Origin of the sequence: Variovorax sp. Varisp36, assembly GCF_047304235.1 — a bacterium.
Taxonomy (GTDB): domain Bacteria; phylum Pseudomonadota; class Gammaproteobacteria; order Burkholderiales; family Burkholderiaceae_C; genus Variovorax.
The window spans coordinates 58744-77603 of record NZ_JBGLYU010000018.1; the positions used below are offsets into that span (position 1 = coordinate 58744).

Here is an 18860-nt window from a genome sequence, read left to right on the forward strand (position 1 = left end):
ACCTGGCAACCGACAAAGCCGCAGACCCTGCGGGGAAACTGCGGCCTGTATCGCGGTGATTGCACGGCAGACCAATCCCGATTACGCCGTCTTTCGGCATGACCGGTGCGGTATAGCCATGCAGATGTGGTGTCGGCCGCGGATCCTCATCCGTACGCCCGTCACGAGCGCATGCTTGCGCATAAGGGGCCACGCTCACCCTCACCAAACTCGAAAGGCCGGTGGACCTTGCCCTTGCCCATGCGTTCCCCCTCCTGGGGGCGCAGGGCTCAGAGCATGCTCCTATCGACAGCCGAAGCAATTCGGCTGCTGCGCTCAATCCGCCGTCGGCACTTCCCGCCAGTTCAGCAGCCGCAGCGTGGTACCGGCCGGCGGCGTGAAGCCAACGTTGCGCAGGTCGCCGCGCACGTCGCCGGAGATCAGGCGCACCTTGCCGTCGACGCCCACGAACTTGAGATCGGTGATCGCGGTGCTGTACTGCGCGTACGCGAGGCCGCTCGCCAGCACTGTACGGCCGGTGTTGAAGTCGATGGCGTAGACCCGGCTCTGGCCCGAGGGGCTGCACGCATCGCCGCTGGTGAGCAGCGAAGAGAACGCCACGATGCCGTTGAAAGAGGTCGGGCTCGCCACCAGGCGCAGGCCGATGCGGCCTTCCGTGCCCAGGTCGAGGTACCACCCGGGCGAACTGGTGGGTACGACGGTGCCGCTCACGAGATCGGTGACCGCGGTGAGCGAACTGCGCGTCACGGGCATCGTGCTGTCGGCCGGCTTGAAGGCGGTGGCGGTTCCGTCGATGACGGCATAGAAGCTCTGCGCCGCGGCGGAGTTGATGTCGCTCGAATCGAGCAGCTGTCCGGTGCCCACCATCACGTAGCGCTTGCGGGTCGAGGGCTGGATCTGCACCAGGGGGCGCGAAGTGATGGGCTGGGCGTTCGGGGTCGTGGCGCCATCGGTGAAGAGGGCGATCTTGGCCGGCGCCGGATAGGCCGCGGTCGAGCCCGCGGGGGCGGTCACGTCGAAGCGCCAGAGCTGGCCGTTGAGGTCGCCGACGTAGATTGCGTCGGCCGTGCCGTCGGTCAGGTCGGAAATGAAGGCCGTGGCGTGGGTCATGCCGTTGGCTGTCGCGCCGGTGCTCACCTTCTGCAGCAGCGCGCCGGTTTGCGGATGCACGAAGTAAAGATAGCCGTTGTGGCTGCTGTTGTCGTTGTGGTAGCCCGAGGTCAGCACCACCACCCAGCCGTAGCGCTTGGTCTTCAGGACCAGGGGCGCGCCGTAGCTGAAGCCCATGTCCGCATCCGTGAACTCCCACAGCACCTTGCCCGCCACGATGGTTTCATCGGTCATCGCGGCCGGATCGGTCACGTCGATGGCGTAGAAGCTCTTGCCGCCCTTGCCGAGGCCGCCCACCAGCAGCGAATGCCAGTTCGACCCGGTGGCCGCGAAGGTGCCGCCGGCGCGGGCGAAGTCGACGTCGACCACCTCGGGCGTCGCATCGACGTAGTACTTGTGCAGGTAGTTCGGGTTGCCCAGTTGGGCCAGGCCATCTGCGGCAGGCGTGGCAGGGGAGCTGGGTCCGTTGAAGAGAGCGCTCGGCACATAGGCGAACTGTTCGAGGCCGGCGTTGGTGCCGGTGAGTTCGCCGCGGAATGCGTGCAGCATGCCGTCATTCGCGGCGGCGTAGACCATCGTGGGGCGCGCGGCCTTGGCAGTCTTGAAGGCTGCGTAGCCGGGGTTCACCGCGTCGGAGTAGCTCGATGCGGGCGGGCCGACGGGCTTCACCTTCGAGTTGACGATGTCGCCCAGTAGCTTGCTGCGAAGCCGGTAAGGCTTGGTCCCGTCGGACGCCGTCTTTTCCTGGCTGCGATCGCCGCGCAGGTAGTTCAGGTAGTTGGCGCTGTCGTCGCCGGAGACATAGAGCGTGTCGAGCGCGGCCGCCTGGCTGCCCGTGCCGGTGGTGAGGCTGCCGATGCGGAATGGCACGCCGGCCGTGCCGCTCCAGGTGGCGATGCGGCGGTTGGTGTCCCAGCCCGTGCCGGCGAACTGTGTCGCGAGCTTGTCGGTACTGCTCCATGCCGCCGTGAGCGAGGGCGTGCCGTCGGCGGCAAAGCTGATGCTGCTTGCGCTCACGACGCCGGTCCAGTCCTGGGCGTCGTATTGGGAGGCATACGAAGCCGAGCCGGTGGCCGCAACCTGCAGGGCCGAAAGCGAGAACGAAGTGGTGTACGCCTGGATGGCATTCACGATGCGCTCGAAGGCTTGCGTCAGGCCGCTCACCATGGTGTCGGGTCGGCCTGCGGCAAAGTAGTTGTCCGGACGCGGCTGCGTCAGGTTGGCGGCGCGCGCGTCGGTCAGTGTCTCGCCGCTGGTCGACCACCAGTCCAGCGGAATGGTGCCAGCGAAGGTGTAGGGGTCGAAGTTGGCCGGCAGTTTCTTCTGGTCCAGTCCGCCGAACTTGGCAGCGAGGTAGAACTGGTTGTTGTATTGGAAGGGCTGCTCCAGCACGTCCACCCAGTAGGTGCTGACGGTCTGCTTGCCGATGGTGTTGGCCTGCCCCGCCACGTCGGGACGGATGTCCTTTGTGTTGGCGTCGAAGGCCAGGCCCGCGATGTAGGCGGAGTTGTTGCGGCCGCTGTAGTCGTTGGTGTTGCCGAGGTCGCCCAGGCCCTGCAGCGCGCCGACGCGGTTGGTGGCCGTGACCGCGTTGACGGTGTTGTCGGCCGCCACCTCATCAGGCATGGCGGGCTCGCGGGTGCGGTAGGTGGTGTTGCCGGCCACGTTCTTGTCGACGTGGGTGTAGATGTCGCCGATGCCCAGCACGAAGTTGCGCTGGCACGAATACTGGATCGGATCGGCCCAGTTGGTGATCACGGGGAAGCCATCGACCCAGCTGGTCTTCGTGGGGGCATCGGCAGTCCCCATCGAGCTCCAGGCCGCGACGTTGCCGAGGTTCCTGTAATACCGCATGACCGCGTAGTAAAGCTCGCTGACCGGATCGTAGCTCTTGTAGTCGCCCGGAAGGATCTGGCCGAACTTGTTCAGGTAGTTCATCACGCCGCTGTCCGAGATGGCCACGCCGGTCGCCGTCGTAGTCGCGGCCGCATCGGCGGCGTCGGGGTTGCGGATGAAGGTGCCATCGACCTCGCTCCACTCCTTGCTCGCGTTGGCCGCGGGTGCCTGACCAGGTGTCGGCGCATTCGGCCCGACGAATTTCTGCTGGGCACGCAGCACGCCGCCGTCTCGCTGGTCACTGCTGTCGTTCAGGTAGCCGAAGGCGCTGAAGCGCATCTTGTTGGCGTACTTCTGGATCAGGCCTTCGGGTTTGTAGTTGGTGCCGTAGGCTTTGCAGTTGGCTTCGAGTCCACCGGCTGCGGCCGAAGGGTCGCACACTTTCACGCGCATCGTGAAATCGCCGTCGGCTGGCCCGGTCTGGGTGAATCGCGTGAAGGTGTTGTTCGACGAGGGGGTGCGCCACTGGAACTGCATTACTGCGCCGCCGGTCTTTTCGTAGTACTCGATCTGCACGCGAAACTGCTGGCCCGCGGTGAGAGCGATGGTCGCCGAATCGTTGGTGGTCGGTCCGTGATCGGTCCAGTTGTCGATGCGCAGGTCGTTGTTGCCGAAGTTGCCGTTGCCGGTCTTGACCCAGAGCCGAACGCCGTCGTCGCTGATGATGCGGAACGTGTAGTTTCCGGCCTCGGGTGCCGTATACGTGCCCGTGAATCTCGCCGAGAAGTTGTCGGCATTGATGCCGGCTACCGGAGCGCCGGTGCCCCAGTCGTGGTCGGCAGTGTCCGCGGTGACGGTGGCAATCACCGGGTTGCTGAGGTTGACGTTGTTGAAATACTGCGCCGTCATCGTGCGGTTGCCGCCCGTGGCGGTCATGTTCATCTTGAAGCCGCGGTTGGTGATGCTCGTTGTCAGCGCGGTGGCGCTGTTGAACGGCGTGGCGCCTGCAATGGCACTGGCTGGAACCGTACGATCGGGGAACAGGCCGCGATTGCCGTGCCAGGCTTTCTCGAGGATGGTGGTGGTGGCCGTGTCGACCACGCGCCGCCCGCCCGTCATGGCCCAGCGGAAGGGGTCGATGGTGGGGGTGGAGGCCCAGTTCAGGAAGTTGCCGCTCCACTTGTCGTCGTTGGCGCCGGTGCAGGTGCGGTTGGTGGCGGCACCGGCCGGGTAGAAGTAGCTGGAGTCGCCCTTGTCGGTGGTGCTGACGCCGTTGGCGGTGGTGTCGACCTGGTAAAGGTAGCACTTGCCCGGATCGAAGTAGCCCAGGTAATTGGTGTCGCTGGAGTAGTCGCCGACGTGCGCCGTGCGCGATGCCGTGGGCCACTCCACCGACAGCGCCAGAGCCAGGTTGCCCGGAACCTCCGAGGTCGAGAACACCGGCTGGTTGGCGAGGTTGGCCGCCGAGGCGATCAAGGTGCTGCAAAGCACCAGCCCGAGGCCGGTGGCGATGCCCGCGCGGCGCAATGCGCGAACGGACGAATGAATTCTTGTTTTCATGATTCGCCTGTGCCCTATTCGGGCTTGGTGAAGGAGGCTTGCAGGAATACCTGCGTGTCGCGCGGACCGTCGGCGCGAACGGAGATCCGGTAGATGGGCGGACTGGGAATGGACGGGCCGGGCGTGCTCAGCTGGCTCTGGTCGCCGCCCAGCGTTTCGGTGCTCGACGGGGTATAGACGCAGCCGCTCTTGCCGATGGTCGAGAAAGCGCCAGTGGTGTTGCACATGCGGTCGATCACGTAGCGCACGGTGACGCCGCCGCTGCCCGTGATGGCGCTGCCGGTCGGCGTGAAGGTGTTGCCGGCCACGTCGGGCCCGGTCAGCGTGGTCTTCTTCAGCAGAACCTGCGGGATGCCGTGTTCATTGGCCTGCAGCTGGACCGCGCTGTAGTTCGCCGTCGGCAGATTGGCGGCGGTCGCAGTCGTTTGGACGAGCGCGCCGCCGGTCTGGAACTCCGTCATCGCCTTCGCGATGGCGAGTTCGCCCTGGTTGACCAGATCGCGCTTGAAAGCGAGGTTGCCGGCTCCAAAGAGCGAGTTGCCCGTCGACCGCATGATGGCCACGCCACCGGCGAGCAGCACCACGAGGATGATCAGGCAGAACAGCAGCACCACACCGCGCTCGCGCGCCGGGCCGTGCATCTTGGAAAGTGTTTTCATGGGAAGGGCAGCAACAGCATGTTGCGAAGCGGGATGGTGGTGTCGATGACGCGGTAGCGGAAATTCCGGTCGGAGGTCGCGATGGTCAGGGTGCGCTGGCTCGCCGCGGCGAGATCGCCGAAGATGGTCAGGCTGGCCGGGGTGACGGGTTCCTTCTCGAACAGGCTGCCTCGCATGACCAGCGCAACGCGCGCCGCCACGATGTGGCGCATGGTGTCGGGCGCGAGCATGAGGGTGCCGATGGTGTAGCCCGCGGTGGCAGGATCGATCCATGTGTCGACGGTGCCATTGCTGTCGGTGTCGACGCCGTACACCGCGTACATGGCGACGACGCCGTCGGCCAGCGCCTGCATGGCCGAGGCGTCGGTGCCCTCGTCGCTGCCGGTGCCGGCCGCTCGCAGCAGGTCATAGGCGACGAGCGTGCGATTGGCGTTCACGCCGATCAGCTGGAACTGCAGGTTGTTGGCGCCCACATTGCCGAGTGGCGTGAAGAGCGCTGTGCCGTCCGCCGCGAGCGTGGCAAGCGATTTGGTGGCGCCGGTCGAGGTGAAGTAGCGCCCGCCCATGGGCAGGACTTCGTTGCCCGCCGCGGCGAATGCCGTCGCGTCCGTCACGTTCACCTGCTCGATCAGGCAGTCGGTCGTGCCTTCGAGGCTCACCAGTCCGATGTCGCCGTTGGCAAGGCCGATGGTGTTGTCCAGTCGCAGGTTGTTGTTGCCCGGGAAACCGGAGCGGATGCGGCGCGGCACGTCGCCCGCCGCTGCGTTGCCGCCCATGACCACGAGGGTGTCCGAGTCGCCGGCGTTGGCGCCCTTGGAAATCAGGAACGGCGCCAGCCGCAGATTGCCCGCCGCGGCGGCCCCTGAGCCGCCGAGCAGCGTGTCGAACGGCGCGGGAAACGCGGACGCGGTTCGCGGCAGGATGGTGGTGGCGGTGCCGCCGATGCTGCGCGCTGCGCTCAGCCGGCAACCGAACAGCCCGCGCGTTCCGGTTTGCGCGAAGCCGGAGCCGGCGCTTCGCAGTACGCGGTCGATCATGTACGTGGCATAGGAGCCGCTCTGGTTCATGTCGTTGGTTGAGGTGGTGCTGCGCTTGTGCGTCTCGCCGACCGTGACGACGCTGGTCACGGCGAGCACCACGACCAGGCCGATGACCAGCGCCACCAGCAGTTCGACCAGCGTCAGTCCGCGCTGCGCGGCGCGGGCAAAGGGCTTGGAACTGGCGTTCATGGTGTGAGCGGCAGCGCGACGCGCGTGGTGAGGCGGCTGTCCTGTTCGCTGCTTGTGCGCTGGGGGGGGCGCCAGGTGATGAGGATGTCGGCGGTATTGGTTGTGGTGTCTGCGGTGATCGTGACGCTGCCACCGGGCAGGCCGCCGGCTTGCGGGTTGCTGGCGCGGGCGTTCCACGAAGGGCTTCCGGCCGTGGGGTCGATCGACACTGTGCGCTTGGTCCACATGGTGGTCGCGATATCGTTGGCGATCAGGGCGGCGCGGTTGCGGTCTTCCGCATCGATCGACAGGCTGATCGCGCGCGCCTGCAGGCCGATCAGGCCCAGGATGCCCAGCGAGAACAGGAGGATCGAGATGAGGACTTCGATCAGCGCGACACCGGACTGCGAAGCGCGCGCGGAGGGGGGCGTGGGGTGTTGGTGTTTCATCACGCGGGACATCCGTCGGGCTGGGTGTTGGAAAGTGTCTTGGCCGGGTCGCACAGGCGCACTTGCCCGCCAAGGGCGACCAGCACGCGCATCGGACGATCGGCATTGGGGATCGTGATGTCGTAGGCCGCAGCCGCGGCGCTGCATGCCACGCCGGTGCCGGGCGTGGGGTTGTCGACCACGCGTCCCAGGGAGTTGAAGCACAGCGTCGCGGGGCCGGTGATCCGCACGTTCGGAGCCAGGCCGGTCAGGCCGCCGCCCTCGATGAACGTGGGGGCGTTCTCCTCGCCCGTGAGGAGCGGCACGAAGTTGACCGACCAATTGGCGCCGTTGGCCACGGCGGTGAGACCGTCCGAGGGATTCGTATCGGCCGTCAGCGAGAACACGGTCTGGCGGCTGCGCCGCAGGGCCTCGGTCTGCGCAAGGCGAAGGCCGTTCTGCAGCGCGTCCGCGACGGTGCGTATGCGGCTGTTGCGTATCCATTCATTCATCGCCGGGAACGCCAGCGCCATCAGGATGCTCAACAGCACCACCGTCACCATCATCTCGATCAGCGTGAAGCCGCGCGCGCCGTGCGGCGGATGGATGGGCGTCTTCATCAGCAACCCGACTTCTTCGTCGTCCAGCCGGTGGTGCACTGCGTCCAGCCCGAACCCACATGAGTCGTGGCGCGGGTGTTCTGCTGGTCCACAGTGAACGTGAAATCGTTGGTGGGACCGCTGCCCACGGCCTGAGCCGTGAACGTCGTGGCAGTCAGCGTCGGGCAGGAAATGGTGAAACTGCCCGCTGCAGGCGGCGCGGCGCACGGCGAAATGAACGTGGTGCCGACGGAGCTGTAGGTCCGGTTGTCCTGGAAGAACCGTTCCATGTTGGCGCGCAGCGTCGAAAGGGCGTTCTGGGCATCCACGAGCTGCCCGCGAAGCACGTAGTCCCGATAATTGGGGATCGCGATGGCAGCCAGGATCCCGATGATCGCTACGGTGATCATCACTTCGATCAGCGTGAAGCCGCTCGCAGGGAAGCGATGCGCGGCAACTCGATAGGGGGGCTTTTTGTTCATCAAGGGACACCTTCCGGGGGGCCAAAATGGCCGGGCGCGCATGAGGCGCAACAATTAAAAACAATTGTTAGAGAATGTCTCTCGCGGCTCTTTTTCGCAAAGCCGCTCGTCTCCCGTCCACGGCCATTCGTCGGCTCGCCCGGTCGGCACAATCGGCGGAATGACTTCCTGCGCAGCGCCTGCCGAGGCCGTCGCTCTCTCTTCGAAACCCATCGGCGCCGTATGCGCCGGGCTGGTCGCGTTTCCATTTCTCTGCCCGCTCGTGGCCGGTCCTTCGGTCCAGGCCTGGCAGTTGCTTGCCACCTGGGTCTGCCTCGCGGCGATGCTTCTGGCCATTCCTCCCGCAGTGCCGGCGCGCGGCATCTGGGCCTGGCTCGGCATCGCAACGGCGGTGGTCGTGCTTTTCTCCTCTCCATACGCCACAGCTGCTTCGTGGCTGCCCGCCATGGCGGCGGCAGCTTGCGCGGGGGCGGGGATGGCGCGCGGCGGGGCGGCCACTTCGAGGGGGCTGGCAATGGGCTTGCTCGTTGCCGGCCTGGTCAGCGCCGTCCTCGGCCTGCTCCAGTACTACGGCCTCGCCGAGCCCTTGGCCCCCTGGACCACCTCAACCCCGCTCGGCCAGGCCTACGGCAACCTGAGGCAGCGCAACCAGTTCGCCACGCTGATCAGCATGGCGCTCGTCGCGGCGCTGTGGCTCTACGCCGTGCAGGCTTCGCCGCGCAAACGGCGCGGGCTTGTACTTGCTGCCTTGCTGTTGCTGGCAGCCCAGGCGGCATCAACCTCCCGGACGGGTTTGCTGCAACTGCTGTCGATCATCGGCGTCGCGAGTGTTATCGCCTGGAGGGAGCGCCGGAGTGTTCCTGCATCGGCCGGCCCTCGTGTTTTCAGCTTGCCGCCACCGGCCGCGCTGCTGGCCGCGATTCCGCTCTATTTCGCCATCTGCTGGGTGCTGCCGCACCTGGTGGCTGGCGGCGGGGTGGAAGGAATGCTGCAGCGCCTCGAGAAGGGTGCGCCCGATGACCACAGCCGCCTGATCCTCTGGCACAACGTGCTTGCGCTGATTGCCGAACGTCCCTGGACGGGCTGGGGCTGGGGCGAACTGAGTTTTGCCCACTACAGCACGCTGTACCCGGGCCCGCGATTCTCCGAAATCCTGGACAACGCCCACAACCTGCCGCTGCACCTGGCCGTCGAGCTCGGCATTCCCGCGGCCGTGCTGATCTGCGGCGGCTTCGTCTGGATGGTGCTTGCCGCCAGGCCGTGGCGCGAGCGCGATCCGGCGCGCCTGATGGCCTGGGGCGTGCTGGCCATGATCGTGCTGCACAGCCTGCTCGAGTACCCGCTTTGGTACGGGCCGTTCCAGTTGGTGTTCGGCCTGTGTCTCGGCATGCTCTGGCCGGGCCGGACGCCTGCCCGATTCCCGAAGGTGCGGGGGGTGTCTGCCTTCGCTGCGGCAGCGCTCATGGCGATCGTCGTGTACGCAGGCTGGGACTACATCCGCATCAGCCAGATCTATATGCCGCGCAGCGAACGCCTGCCGGCGTACGAAGACGACACGCTCGCCAAGCTGCGAGGTTCGTGGCTCTTCGGGCGCCAGGTGGGTTTTGCCGAACTGACGCTCACGACGGTGACTCCTGCCAACGCGGCAGGGATGCACGCACTCGCCGAACGCACGCTGCACTTTTCACCGGAGCCGCGCGTCATCACCAAGCTGATCGAAAGCGCCGAGTTGCTTGGGCGCGAAGACGAAGCGCGGGCCCAGGCCGAGCGTTTCAGGATCGCCTTTCCCGCGGCGTTCAATCGCTGGCTCGAGGAGCCTGCGGGCGATGCGCCGGCGCCTTGAACATCGGGGACTTGCCCGGTGACTTAACCCGCCACCCAGCTCCCCGACTTTCCCCCATGCTTCTCCAGCACATGCACATCGGTAATCCGCATCCCCCGATCCACCGCCTTGCACATGTCATAGATTGTCAATAGCGCCACCTGCACCGCCGTCAGCGCTTCCATCTCCACCCCCGTCGGCCCGACGGTCTCGACGGTCGCCGTGCAGGCCACCTGAGGCGCCGCCCCCGCATCGGCGATCGCAAACGCCACCGCCACGCGCGTCAATGCCAGCGGATGGCACAGCGGGATCAGGTCGCTCGTCTTCTTCGCCGCCTGGATGCCCGCGACGCGCGCGATGCCGAGCACGTCGCCTTTCTTGGCCGTTCCGGACTCGATCAGCGCCAGCGTCGCCGGTTGCATCTCGATGCGGCCGGTGGCCACGGCCACGCGGTGGGTGGCGGGCTTGGCGGCCACGTCGACCATGTGGGCCTGCCCCTGGGCGTCAAAATGGGTGAGAGAGCTCATGTGTGAACGATCGGGTTGGAGGTGCATCATACGAGCCCGAGCCACAGACGAGGAATGCCGCGCTTGACTCCACGACACCCCAGAAAACGCCAGCTGAAGCCCGCCCTGCGGTCGCTGTGCGCTACGTTCCTGATAGCTTCACAGGTGCTGTTGCCAACTTCGGCCCTGGCGCAGATGCAGGTGCTGCCCGGCCTCGGCGACGGCGGCGAGATGACGGCCAGCGCCGAACGCCACCTCGGCGACCAGATCGCCCGCGAGCTGTACCGCGACACCGACTACATCGACGACCCGGTGATCGCCGCCTACGTGCAGGACATCTGGCAGCGCCTGCTGGCGGCGGCCCGCGCGCGCGGCGAGCTCACGCCCGAGCTCGACGAGCGCTTCGCCTGGACGATCCTGCTGGGCCGCGACCGCAACATCAATGCCTTCGCGCTGCCCGGCGGCTACCTGGGGCTCAACCTCGGCCTCGTCGCCGCGGTCGGCAGCCGCGACGAGCTGGCCACGGTGCTGGGGCACGAGCTTTCGCACGTCACGCAGCGCCATATCTCGCGCATCATGACCCGGCAGGGCAAGCAGATGCCGTTGATGCTCGCCGGCCTGATCCTCGGGATGATCGCGGCCGGCAAGAGCCGCAACGGCGATGCCGGCCAGGCCGTGATGATGGGCAGCCAGGCGCTCTTTGCGCAAAACCAGCTGAGCTTCTCGCGCGACATGGAGCGCGAGGCCGACCGCATCGGCTTCGGCGTGATGACACAGGCCGGCTTCGCGCCGCAGGGCGCGGCCGCGATGTTCGAGAAGCTGCAGTACGCCTCGCGCCTCAACGACAACGGCTCGTACCCCTACCTGCGCAGCCATCCACTGACCACCGAGCGCATCTCCGACATGCAGGGCCGCTTCCAGTTCCGCATGGACGCGGCGCCGCCGGTGCCGCTGGCGATGGACCACGCCATGATCGCCTCGCGCGCCCGCGTGCTGACGCGTCCGGGCGTCGACGTGCTCCGGCTCTGGGTCGAATCCGCCTCCAGCGGCGAGTTCGCGAAGAGTTCACCGGCCCAGCAGGCCGGCACGCTGTACGCGGCGGCGTTGTCGGCCAGGGAAATGCGCGACTACAAGACGGCCCGCGCGATGGCCGAGCGTTTGGCCGCGCGCACGGCGGACGATCCCGCCGCGGCGAAGCAGGCGCGCTGGCTCGGTGCGGAGATCGAGCTGGCCGCGGGCGCAGCGCCGAAGGCGGCCGCGCTTCTCGATGCCAGGTCGAAGGAGCGGCCCGAGATGCTGCTCGCGGCCGAAGCCGCGGCGGCAATGCGACAGCCCGCACCGATGGTTCCCGTGCTGCGCGACTGGGTCGCCGCGAACCCGCGCGATGCGGGGGCGTGGCATGCGCTCGCCACCCTCTACGGCGCGCAGAACGACACGCTGCGCGCGGTGCGCGCCGATGCCGAGGCGAACGTGGCGATCCTCGACTACCCGGCCGCGCGCGACCGCTTCAAGGCGGCCCAGGAAATCATCCGCCAGTCCAAGGTGGTCGATCACTACGAGGCGTCGATCGTCGACACCCGCGCACGGGCCGTGGAAGTGCTGGTGAAGGAGCAGGCGGCCGAGCCGCCGCTGAAGTAGCGGCTCCGCTCAGCGCCTGCCGGGTACCAGCCCGCCCAGCGCGGCCTCGATCAGCAGCCCCAGCAGCGAATACAGCAGCGAGCCGATCAGCGCGGCCAGGAAGCCGTTGACGTGGAAGCCGCCGAGCAGCCCCGACGCGGCCCAGAAAAGCAGCGCGTTGATCACGAACAGGAACAGCCCGAGCGTGACGACGGTGACTGGCAGCGTCAGCACCACCAGCACCGGCCGCACGACCATGTTGAGCAGGCCGATCACCGCGGCCGCGATCAGCGCGGAGCCGAAGCTGGCGACCTGGACGCCGCTGTAGAGATAAGCCACCGCCAGCAGCGCGACGGCGCTGAGCAGCCATTTGAGGATGATGCGCATATGGCAGGCAGGATACCCCAGGGCCTGCAAAACAACGAGCCCCGGTGCGTTGCCGTACCGGGGCTCGCCGAGGGAGTCGCGTCCTGCCTTACTCGGCCAGCTCGTTCGCCAGCACCAGCAGCGCACCCATGCCCATCACGGCGCCGGGAAAGGCCCAACCCGATTGGTGGGCCGGTGTCTGCTCCGGCGTCACCGGTTCCAGGTCGACGCCGATCTTCGGGCGGCGCGCATCGACCACGTGGACGGCCGAATGCTCGCGCTTGAGCTGTGCCGTCAGTTCGGCCAGCGGGCCCTTGGCCAGCACCGGCGTCACCTGGCCGCCATTGCGCTCCAGCAGCGGCAGCATCTGCGCCTGCACCTTGCTGAACCACTTGGCGCGCCAGTTCTCGCGCGCGCTGTGGCTCACCCACTTGCTGATGCGATGCGTCATGCGCGGCGCACAGGCCACCAGCACCCAATGGCGTGCCACGACGCTGTTCGCGTCCGGCGCAAGTTCGGCGAACTGCTCACAGGCGTAGGTGACGTCGTCGACATAAAGAATGACCTTTTCCATGGGTGCTCCTTCAGGTAGTTAGAGTGACAGAGACTGGTTCGGACACGAAGTTCGGGGCAGGGGAGCGACCACCGGCGTTCAGCCGGCCGTCACCGCCTGTTCTTCGGACTTGTTGCGGGCATGCCGCGCGGCCACCCACTTGCCGATCGCCAGCACCAGCAGCGCACCGGCCACACCGGCGGCGTACTTGACCACGTCGGTCTGCGGCACCTTCGGCACCCAGGTCCAGGCGGCGCTGTTCGCCAGCGCGGGGTCGGACACGGCCATCGTGCCGGCGATCCAGCCCAGCAGCATGCCGCCCAGCGTGATGATCATCGGGAAGCGGTCCATCAGCTTGATGACCAGCTGGCTGCCCCAGACGATGATCGGGATGCTCACGAGCAGGCCGAAGATCACGAGCGGCATCTGGTGGCTGTCGCCTGCACCTTGCGCGGCACCGGCAATGGCAATCACGTTGTCCACGCTCATCACGAGGTCGGCCACGATCACGGTCTTGACCGCGCCCCAGAGCTTGTCGCTGCCGGTGATGTTGCCGTGTGCGTCGTCATGATCGGGGGCCAGCAGCTTCACGCCGATCCACAGCAGCAGGATCGCGCCCACCAGCTTCAGGAACGGAATGGCCAGCAGGGTCAGCGCGAAGAAGATCAGGACCACGCGCAGCACGATGGCGCCGGCGGTACCCCACAGGATGCCCTTGGTGCGTTGGGCCGGCGGCAGCTTGCGGCAGGCCAGCGCGATGACGACGGCGTTGTCGCCGCCCAGCAGGATGTCGATCATGATGATCTGACCGACCGCGACCCAGAACTCCGGGGTCATGAACATTTCCATAGATTCCTCTTTTGTCTTCGCGCCCCTGTCTCTCCCTTCAGAGGCGACGACGGAGGCGCATGCAGATGCGTTTCGATTCATCCCATGCAGGGAAGGTCGAAAGCGAGGAATGAAGGCCGGGTGACACCGGGGGCTCCAGAGACTGGCGACGCTTCGACCAAACCTGCACAGGTTCAAATCGAAGGTCTCGCTCGACAGCGCTGCGTGCGAGTGCACGTACGTTGTCCGACAGGCCGGAAGTGTTTTGCTTCGTATTGACGACCTGACGATTCGCGCTGCTGTGGACAGCGGTCGGGAGCTACTCCCCTTCGTGGGGGAATTAGAGCATCGAAGTTCGCGGCGGCGCAATCGAAAGTTTTCAGGGATTTAAAGAGAACCGCTTCAAGAGGCGCATGAACATTGGTGGTGACGCTCTTGTTTTGGTAGCAATCTTGTCCCTTCGCCGCTTCGGGACATTGCCGGACTATGATCGCCGTCCGCTGCTTTTTCATGCCCCATGGCCGCCATACACATCACCGACATCGAGGCCGCCATCAACCACTGGCGAGAGAAGACGCCGTCGCCCGACGGCGTCACGCTCGGCCCTGAATTGCGCGCGCTGGCCGAGGTCTACGCGCTCATGGTCTTCCATCACGAGGACGAGGTCGATGAGCTCGGTTTCCCGCCCAAGGCCTGGGCCGCGTGGATGGCCTGGTACGAGAGCACGCCCGACACGCCCTGCATCGCGATCTGCTCGACCAGCCAGGGCGACGACGAATGCAAGGGCTGCGGCCGCAGCTTCGACGAGGTGCAGCATTGGCCCGCCATGACGCCCGTCGAGAAGCGCGCCACGTGGCGCCGCATCACGATGGAAGATTCCGCCTGGCGCTTCAACCGCTATGCCGAACGCGCACGCGAAGCCGAGCCCCCGCCGCCATCCGCGGCCGAGCCCGAATTCGACCCCGACGACGAGAAGAACTGGGCGCCCTGACCATGCGCCGCCTCGCGCAAGCCCCCAACCTCGCGATCGCGGCCGTGTGGGTGCACGCCTTGCGCGAAGAGGGCGTGGCCGCCACCGTGCAGCGCGAATTCCTCGGGGCGGTGATGGGCCAGCTGCCGCCCGACCAGTGCCTGCCCGAGATCTGGATCGACGACGAAACCCAGTTCGACCTGGCCAGGCGCCTGCTGCATGAACTGCAGCACCGCCCGCAGCGCAGCTGGCGGTGCGTGTGCGGCGAGCAGGTCGAAGGCGGCTTCGAGCAGTGCTGGCAGTGCGGCGCGATGATGCCGGCGGCTTAGCCGCGCGGGCCTACTTCCACTTGAGCAACTCGACGTCGATGCTGTTCACCCCGTCGCCCAGCGTCAGCGTGTTTTCCTGGATCGTCGCCTGCAGCTGCATGCTGCGCTGCGCCAGCGCGGCCAGCGCCTGCGAGGCATTCGTTGGCACGCGATAGACCTTCAGGTTCTGCGGCCGCGTGAGCTTGTTCTCGATGCCGCGCCACCAGATCTCGGCCGCGTGGTTGAAGCAGTAGACGATCACCTCGTCCGCCTTGCCGCAGGCCTTGATGATGGGCTTGTCTTCCGGCTGGCCGACCTCGATCCAGATCTTCACTTCGCCCGTGAAGTCGCGCAGCCAGACGTCGGGCTCGTCGACGTTCGACAAACCGGCGCCGAAGGCCAGCGTGCCGTCGCCGTTGCACACGTCCTGCAGCTGGTGCGCGTTGAGCGCGAGCGCGACGAGCCGGATCATCATGCGTTCGTCGGTCTCGCTGGGGTGGCGCGCCAGGGTCAGCGCATGGTCGGCGTAGTAGCCGTGGTCGATGTCGGCCACCGCGAGGGTGGCCTTGAAGATGGTGGATTTGAGGGCCATGGGTGCGCGAGTGTATTAGTTGGGCCCGATCGCGCACCCGGCGTGCGTCAGAACGCCACCGAAGCCTGCAGGTAGACCGTGCGCGGCTGTCCCACGTACTTGCCGCCGTTGTTGTCCACCGAGCGGTTGAAGTAGCGGCGGTCGAAGAGGTTCTTCACGCCCACGGCGAGCTTCAGGTTGCTCATCGATGGGCCGAAGTCGTAGGCCGCGCGCAGGTTCATCGTGGCGTAGCCGGGGATGTCGCCCAGCCGGCCGGTCGCGTCTTCCAGCGTGACGTACCTTGCACCGTCGTCCGGCGAACCCGGCGAGCGCTGCTTCGACTGCGCGTAGATGTCGGCGTTGAAGGTCCACGGCCCGCGCTCGTAGCGCGCGCCCAGCGTCGCCACCTGGCGCGAATAGAAGGGCAGATCGCGCCCGGCGAAGGCGCCGGCCTTCGAGATGGCCTGCGTGTACGTGTAGGTGCCGGACACCGACAGCCCCTTGAGCGAGTCGCTCAGCGTGCCGAGGTCGTAGCGCAGCGCCGACTCCAGCCCGCGGTGGCGCGTCGCGCCCAGGTCGGTCCACTGGCCGACGTCGCCGGTGATGGAGCGCGCCAGCAGCAGCTCCTTGTCGAAGTTGATGTTGAACAGCGTGAGCTCGCCGCTCCAGGCCTCGCCCTTGTAGTGCGTGCCGATCTCGTACGTCTTGGCCTTCTCGGGATGCAGCCCGGTGGTCGACTGCGCGAGTTGCGCGTACTGCTGCGGCCCGAACGAGACACCCGCGTTCGCGAACACCGACCAGCGATCGCTCATGCGATGGAGCACCGACAGCGTGGGCAGCCATTCGTCGGAGTCGATCTTCGGGTAGATCGCGTTGGTGACGCGGCCGTTGGTGAGGCTGTAGACGTCGTTGAACGAGCGGATCGATTCGTGGCGCACGCCGGGCGTGATCGTCCAGTTGCCGAAGTCGATGCGGTCGTCGATGTAGAACGCGTGCGCGGTCGTGCCCCCCTTGCTGGTCTGATAGGCCGGGTTGGCCAGGCCGAAGGCGTCGAAGCCCGGGCGCGGCTGGTAGTAGGCGCTGCGCGTCGCGACTTCGGAGGCCTCTTCCTTCAGGTAGCGGTAGCCGACGCTGACTTCCTGCACCACGCTGCCCGAATCGATCAGGCGCGAGTAGCGGGGTTCGACCGCGAAGGTCTTGTAGTTGCGCGGCGCCGAGGTGAGGCGGCGCCGGCCGCTGCTTGCGCCGGTGCCTTCCTGCTCGAGAAAGCTGCTGCGGTACGAGTCCGTGTAGTAGGTCAGCATCTCGAACTTGTTGATGCCGTCGTTGTGCGTGTACTTCACCGAGCCGTCGGTGCGGCGGCCCGTGAACTCGTCGAAGGGGCGGTCCGACTGGAAGGGGTTGGCCGCGAACTGCGCCGTCGTCAGGCCGCCGGGCATGAGGCCCTTGCCTTCGAAATGGTGCAGCGTGATGGCGACGTCGTCGGTCTTCGAGATGCGGTAGGCGCCCTTGAGCATCAGGTCGTCGATGCTGGTGTGGTCGTTGCTCTGGCGGAAGCCGTCGCCGTGCGTGCCCGAATACAGCAGCGCCAGGCCCAGGCCGTTCTCGTTGGTGCCGCCGATGAAGAGGTTGGGCGTGGTCTTGGTGCCGCCGCCGTGCCCGGCGCTTTCCACGCCCACGCTCACCTCGCCCGAAAACTGCTTCGGGATCGCGCGCGACACGAAGTTGATGATGCCGCCCACGTTCTGGGGGCCGTAGCGCACCGAGCCCGCGCCGCGCACCACGTCGACCGCTTCCAGGTTGCCCAGCGACAGCGGTGCCAGCGACAGCTGCGGCTGGCCGTAGGGCGCGTAGGCCAGCGGCACACCGTCGAGCAACACGGTGGAGCGCGGCGACAGCCGCGAGGTCAGGCCGCGCACGCCCACGTTGAGCGAGATGTCGCTGCCGCCGGTGCCGTTGCTCTCCTGAACCTGCACGCCGGGCATCTGGCGCAGCACGTCGCGCACGTTGGACGAGCCGCCTTCCTGGATCTGCTTGCGCTCGATGATGCTTCGGGCGCCGGGGTGCTCGAGCACCTTGGTTTCGCTGGGGCTGCCGAGCCAGTCGCCGGTGACGGTGACGGTTTCCAGCGACTTGGCCGCGTCGGCGGCAGCGGGCTCGGCCTCGGCGGCGAAGCCCTGCAGGCTCAGGGGAAGCAGCGCCATCGCGATGGCTGTGCGTTTGCGTGTGAACAACAAGGGAGATTCCTCCTGCGGTTTTTTGATGGTGAAGAAGTGGGTCGCGCGCGGCGTGGAGCCGTTCAGGGCGCCGTCCTGCCTCGGGCAAGCGTGTCGTTGTCGCGGGCGGCGCTCGCCACGGCGCGCCGGCGCCACCACAGCCAGACGCCGCTCAGGCCCAGGCCGCCGAGCGCCAGGCCCAGCAGCGCCGTGAGCGTCTCGTGCAGCGGGCCGCCCAGCTCGCCGGTGTGCAGTGGGTAGATCACCGCCACCGCGCCGTTGCCCGCGTCGAGGTCCTGCCACTTGCGCGCGGCCAGCACCTCGCCCGTCACAGGGTTCAGCCACACCGAGCCGATGCCGTTCGGATGCGGGTCGTCCGAGAGGCGGAAGCGCACCCGCATCGGCCGGCTGGTCTTGGCGGGCACCTGGATGAAGCCCATGGGCTGGCCCGGGTACACCTGCCGGGCGCGGGCCACGAGCTCGTCCAGCGGCAGGCGCGGGCCGGCCGCCGCACCCTTGGCGATCACCGGCGGCTTCAGCGGCTGCTGCCCCATCGCGCGGGAGATGGCATCGCCCAGCGGCCGCCACGCCATGTACGCGCCCGTGGCCACCGACACCGCGATCAGCAGCCCGAGCACCGCGCCGCCGGTGCGGTGCAGGTCGAACAAGCCGCGCAGCAGCCCGCGGTTCAGCACGATGCGCAGCGAGGGCGGCCAGCGCACCGGCCACCACAGCACGATGCCCGTGACCAGCAGGAACAGGTAGGCCAGCGCGGCGAAGGCGAGCACGCCCTTGCCGGCGTCGTCCAGCAGCAGGCTGCTGTGCAGCTCGAACAGGATGTTGTAGGCGCCCTCGTGCGTGCCGCGCCGCCCCTGTTCGGCGCCGGTGGCGGGGTCGAGGTAGAGCGTGCCTTCCCACTTGCCGCGCACCAGCACCCACAGCGTGTCGGTGGGCTTGCGCGGTGGGCGCAGCGTGAAGTTGGCGTCGGGGCCGAACTCGGCCGCGAGGTGCTGGCGCAGGGGCTCCAGCGGCAGCGCGGCCGTGGTGGCATCACCGGCCGAGCGGGCGATGAAGAAGTCGGGATGCGCCTGGCGGTCGAGCGGCAGCGCCATCACCAGCACGGCGCCGAGCAGGGCGGTGAGTGCGAGGATCGGACCGAGCGTGAGGCCGATCCAGCGATGAACCTTGAGCCAGAGGCGTCTCAGAGGGGTGCGCATGACC

General features: G+C 67.3%; 17 protein-coding genes. 4 read left to right on the top strand and 13 right to left on the bottom strand.

Annotated elements, in window-relative coordinates:
- Positions 1-315 precede the first annotated feature (315 nt).
- The 6 genes from ACCD11_RS13285 to ACCD11_RS13310 are packed head-to-tail and all read right to left on the bottom strand — an operon-like array spanning position 316 to position 7882.
- Entirely contained in the window at positions 316-4506 is a 4191-nt protein-coding gene (locus tag ACCD11_RS13285) for a PilC/PilY family type IV pilus protein (RefSeq protein WP_413314222.1), read from the bottom strand.
- Positions 4507-4520: 14 nt separating this feature from the next.
- The gene (locus tag ACCD11_RS13290; RefSeq protein ID WP_007828748.1) at positions 4521-5165 is read right to left on the bottom strand and encodes a hypothetical protein; all 645 of its coding nucleotides are present in this window, start codon (positions 5163-5165) and stop codon (positions 4521-4523) included.
- Entirely contained in the window at positions 5162-6394 is a 1233-nt protein-coding gene (locus ACCD11_RS13295; RefSeq protein ID WP_413314223.1) for a PilW family protein, read from the bottom strand. Before ACCD11_RS13295 ends, ACCD11_RS13290 begins: the two co-directional genes overlap by 4 nt.
- On the bottom strand, positions 6391-6822 hold the full coding sequence (gene pilV, locus ACCD11_RS13300) for a type IV pilus modification protein PilV (protein ID WP_413314224.1): 432 nt from the start codon (positions 6820-6822) through the stop codon (positions 6391-6393). Before pilV ends, ACCD11_RS13295 begins: the two co-directional genes overlap by 4 nt.
- Positions 6822-7421, bottom strand: a complete 600-nt coding sequence (locus ACCD11_RS13305) for a GspH/FimT family pseudopilin (RefSeq protein WP_413314225.1) — start codon at positions 7419-7421, stop codon at positions 6822-6824. The genes pilV and ACCD11_RS13305 overlap by 1 nt, the downstream gene beginning before the upstream one ends.
- The gene (locus ACCD11_RS13310; protein ID WP_413314226.1) at positions 7421-7882 is read right to left on the bottom strand and encodes a type IV pilin protein; all 462 of its coding nucleotides are present in this window, start codon (positions 7880-7882) and stop codon (positions 7421-7423) included. The genes ACCD11_RS13305 and ACCD11_RS13310 overlap by 1 nt, the downstream gene beginning before the upstream one ends.
- A 160-nt stretch (positions 7883-8042) precedes the next feature.
- On the opposite strand from ACCD11_RS13310, the gene ACCD11_RS13315 reads away from it, so the two are divergent.
- A complete protein-coding gene (locus ACCD11_RS13315; RefSeq protein WP_413314227.1) occupies positions 8043-9725 on the top strand; it encodes a PglL family O-oligosaccharyltransferase in 1683 nt (560 codons plus the stop codon).
- Positions 9726-9748: 23 nt separating this feature from the next.
- Here the strand turns inward: ACCD11_RS13315 and moaC are convergent, their stop codons facing one another.
- Positions 9749-10231 (bottom strand): cyclic pyranopterin monophosphate synthase MoaC, encoded by a 483-nt coding sequence (moaC, locus tag ACCD11_RS13320; protein WP_413314228.1) that lies wholly within the window; start codon positions 10229-10231, stop codon positions 9749-9751.
- Positions 10232-10285: 54 nt separating this feature from the next.
- Here moaC and ACCD11_RS13325 point away from each other — a divergent pair, with 54 nt between their 5' ends.
- Positions 10286-11848, top strand: coding sequence for a M48 family metalloprotease (locus ACCD11_RS13325; protein WP_413314229.1), 1563 nt, complete (start codon positions 10286-10288; stop codon positions 11846-11848).
- Between the two features lie 9 nt (positions 11849-11857).
- Here the strand turns inward: ACCD11_RS13325 and ACCD11_RS13330 are convergent, their stop codons facing one another.
- The 3 genes from ACCD11_RS13330 to ACCD11_RS13340 form a co-directional block, all read right to left on the bottom strand.
- Entirely contained in the window at positions 11858-12214 is a 357-nt protein-coding gene (locus ACCD11_RS13330; RefSeq protein ID WP_413314230.1) for a phage holin family protein, read from the bottom strand.
- Between the two features lie 88 nt (positions 12215-12302).
- Complete coding sequence (locus ACCD11_RS13335; protein WP_007828775.1) at positions 12303-12767, bottom strand: hypothetical protein; 465 nt, start codon at positions 12765-12767, stop codon at positions 12303-12305.
- Between the two features lie 78 nt (positions 12768-12845).
- On the bottom strand, positions 12846-13595 hold the full coding sequence (locus tag ACCD11_RS13340) for a TerC family protein (RefSeq protein WP_042672689.1): 750 nt from the start codon (positions 13593-13595) through the stop codon (positions 12846-12848).
- A 496-nt stretch (positions 13596-14091) separates the two neighbouring features.
- Here ACCD11_RS13340 and ACCD11_RS13345 point away from each other — a divergent pair, with 496 nt between their 5' ends.
- Both ACCD11_RS13345 and ACCD11_RS13350 read left to right on the top strand, forming a co-directional pair.
- The gene (locus ACCD11_RS13345) at positions 14092-14565 is read left to right on the top strand and encodes a DUF3717 domain-containing protein (RefSeq protein WP_007828781.1); all 474 of its coding nucleotides are present in this window, start codon (positions 14092-14094) and stop codon (positions 14563-14565) included.
- A gap of 2 nt (positions 14566-14567) precedes the next feature.
- Complete coding sequence (locus ACCD11_RS13350) at positions 14568-14873, top strand: putative signal transducing protein (RefSeq protein ID WP_413314231.1); 306 nt, start codon at positions 14568-14570, stop codon at positions 14871-14873.
- Between the two features lie 10 nt (positions 14874-14883).
- Here the strand turns inward: ACCD11_RS13350 and ACCD11_RS13355 are convergent, their stop codons facing one another.
- The 3 genes from ACCD11_RS13355 to ACCD11_RS13365 all read right to left on the bottom strand — a co-directional run bounded on the left by ACCD11_RS13355 (position 14884) and on the right by ACCD11_RS13365 (position 18856).
- Complete coding sequence (locus tag ACCD11_RS13355) at positions 14884-15444, bottom strand: YaeQ family protein (RefSeq protein WP_007828784.1); 561 nt, start codon at positions 15442-15444, stop codon at positions 14884-14886.
- A gap of 47 nt (positions 15445-15491) precedes the next feature.
- Positions 15492-17627 (bottom strand): TonB-dependent receptor family protein, encoded by a 2136-nt coding sequence (locus ACCD11_RS13360; RefSeq protein WP_413314232.1) that lies wholly within the window; start codon positions 17625-17627, stop codon positions 15492-15494.
- Positions 17628-17722: 95 nt separating this feature from the next.
- Positions 17723-18856: a PepSY-associated TM helix domain-containing protein gene (locus ACCD11_RS13365; protein WP_413314233.1), complete on the bottom strand. Its 1134-nt coding sequence runs from the start codon at positions 18854-18856 to the stop codon at positions 17723-17725.
- Positions 18857-18860 lie beyond the last annotated feature (4 nt).

What these genes read in the sequence shown, in the direction of transcription:
- ACCD11_RS13355 (WP_007828784.1), bottom strand. Translation starts at nt 15,444, where the DNA reads ATGGCCCTCAAATCCACCATCTTCAAGGCCACCCTCGCGGTGGCCGAC.
- moaC (WP_413314228.1), bottom strand. Translation starts at nt 10,231, where the DNA reads ATGAGCTCTCTCACCCATTTTGACGCCCAGGGGCAGGCCCACATGGTC.
- ACCD11_RS13340 (WP_042672689.1), bottom strand. Translation starts at nt 13,595, where the DNA reads ATGGAAATGTTCATGACCCCGGAGTTCTGGGTCGCGGTCGGTCAGATC.
- ACCD11_RS13330 (WP_413314230.1), bottom strand. Translation starts at nt 12,214, where the DNA reads ATGCGCATCATCCTCAAATGGCTGCTCAGCGCCGTCGCGCTGCTGGCG.
- ACCD11_RS13350 (WP_413314231.1), top strand. Translation starts at nt 14,568, where the DNA reads ATGCGCCGCCTCGCGCAAGCCCCCAACCTCGCGATCGCGGCCGTGTGG.
- ACCD11_RS13345 (WP_007828781.1), top strand. Translation starts at nt 14,092, where the DNA reads ATGGCCGCCATACACATCACCGACATCGAGGCCGCCATCAACCACTGG.
- ACCD11_RS13360 (WP_413314232.1), bottom strand. Translation starts at nt 17,627, where the DNA reads ATGGCGCTGCTTCCCCTGAGCCTGCAGGGCTTCGCCGCCGAGGCCGAG.
- ACCD11_RS13305 (WP_413314225.1), bottom strand. Translation starts at nt 7,421, where the DNA reads ATGAAGACGCCCATCCATCCGCCGCACGGCGCGCGCGGCTTCACGCTG.
- ACCD11_RS13365 (WP_413314233.1), bottom strand. Translation starts at nt 18,856, where the DNA reads ATGCGCACCCCTCTGAGACGCCTCTGGCTCAAGGTTCATCGCTGGATC.
- ACCD11_RS13295 (WP_413314223.1), bottom strand. Translation starts at nt 6,394, where the DNA reads ATGAACGCCAGTTCCAAGCCCTTTGCCCGCGCCGCGCAGCGCGGACTG.
- ACCD11_RS13325 (WP_413314229.1), top strand. Translation starts at nt 10,286, where the DNA reads ATGCCGCGCTTGACTCCACGACACCCCAGAAAACGCCAGCTGAAGCCC.
- pilV (WP_413314224.1), bottom strand. Translation starts at nt 6,822, where the DNA reads ATGAAACACCAACACCCCACGCCCCCCTCCGCGCGCGCTTCGCAGTCC.
- ACCD11_RS13335 (WP_007828775.1), bottom strand. Translation starts at nt 12,767, where the DNA reads ATGGAAAAGGTCATTCTTTATGTCGACGACGTCACCTACGCCTGTGAG.
- ACCD11_RS13290 (WP_007828748.1), bottom strand. Translation starts at nt 5,165, where the DNA reads ATGAAAACACTTTCCAAGATGCACGGCCCGGCGCGCGAGCGCGGTGTG.
- ACCD11_RS13315 (WP_413314227.1), top strand. Translation starts at nt 8,043, where the DNA reads ATGACTTCCTGCGCAGCGCCTGCCGAGGCCGTCGCTCTCTCTTCGAAA.
- ACCD11_RS13310 (WP_413314226.1), bottom strand. Translation starts at nt 7,882, where the DNA reads ATGAACAAAAAGCCCCCCTATCGAGTTGCCGCGCATCGCTTCCCTGCG.
- ACCD11_RS13285 (WP_413314222.1), bottom strand. Translation starts at nt 4,506, where the DNA reads ATGAAAACAAGAATTCATTCGTCCGTTCGCGCATTGCGCCGCGCGGGC.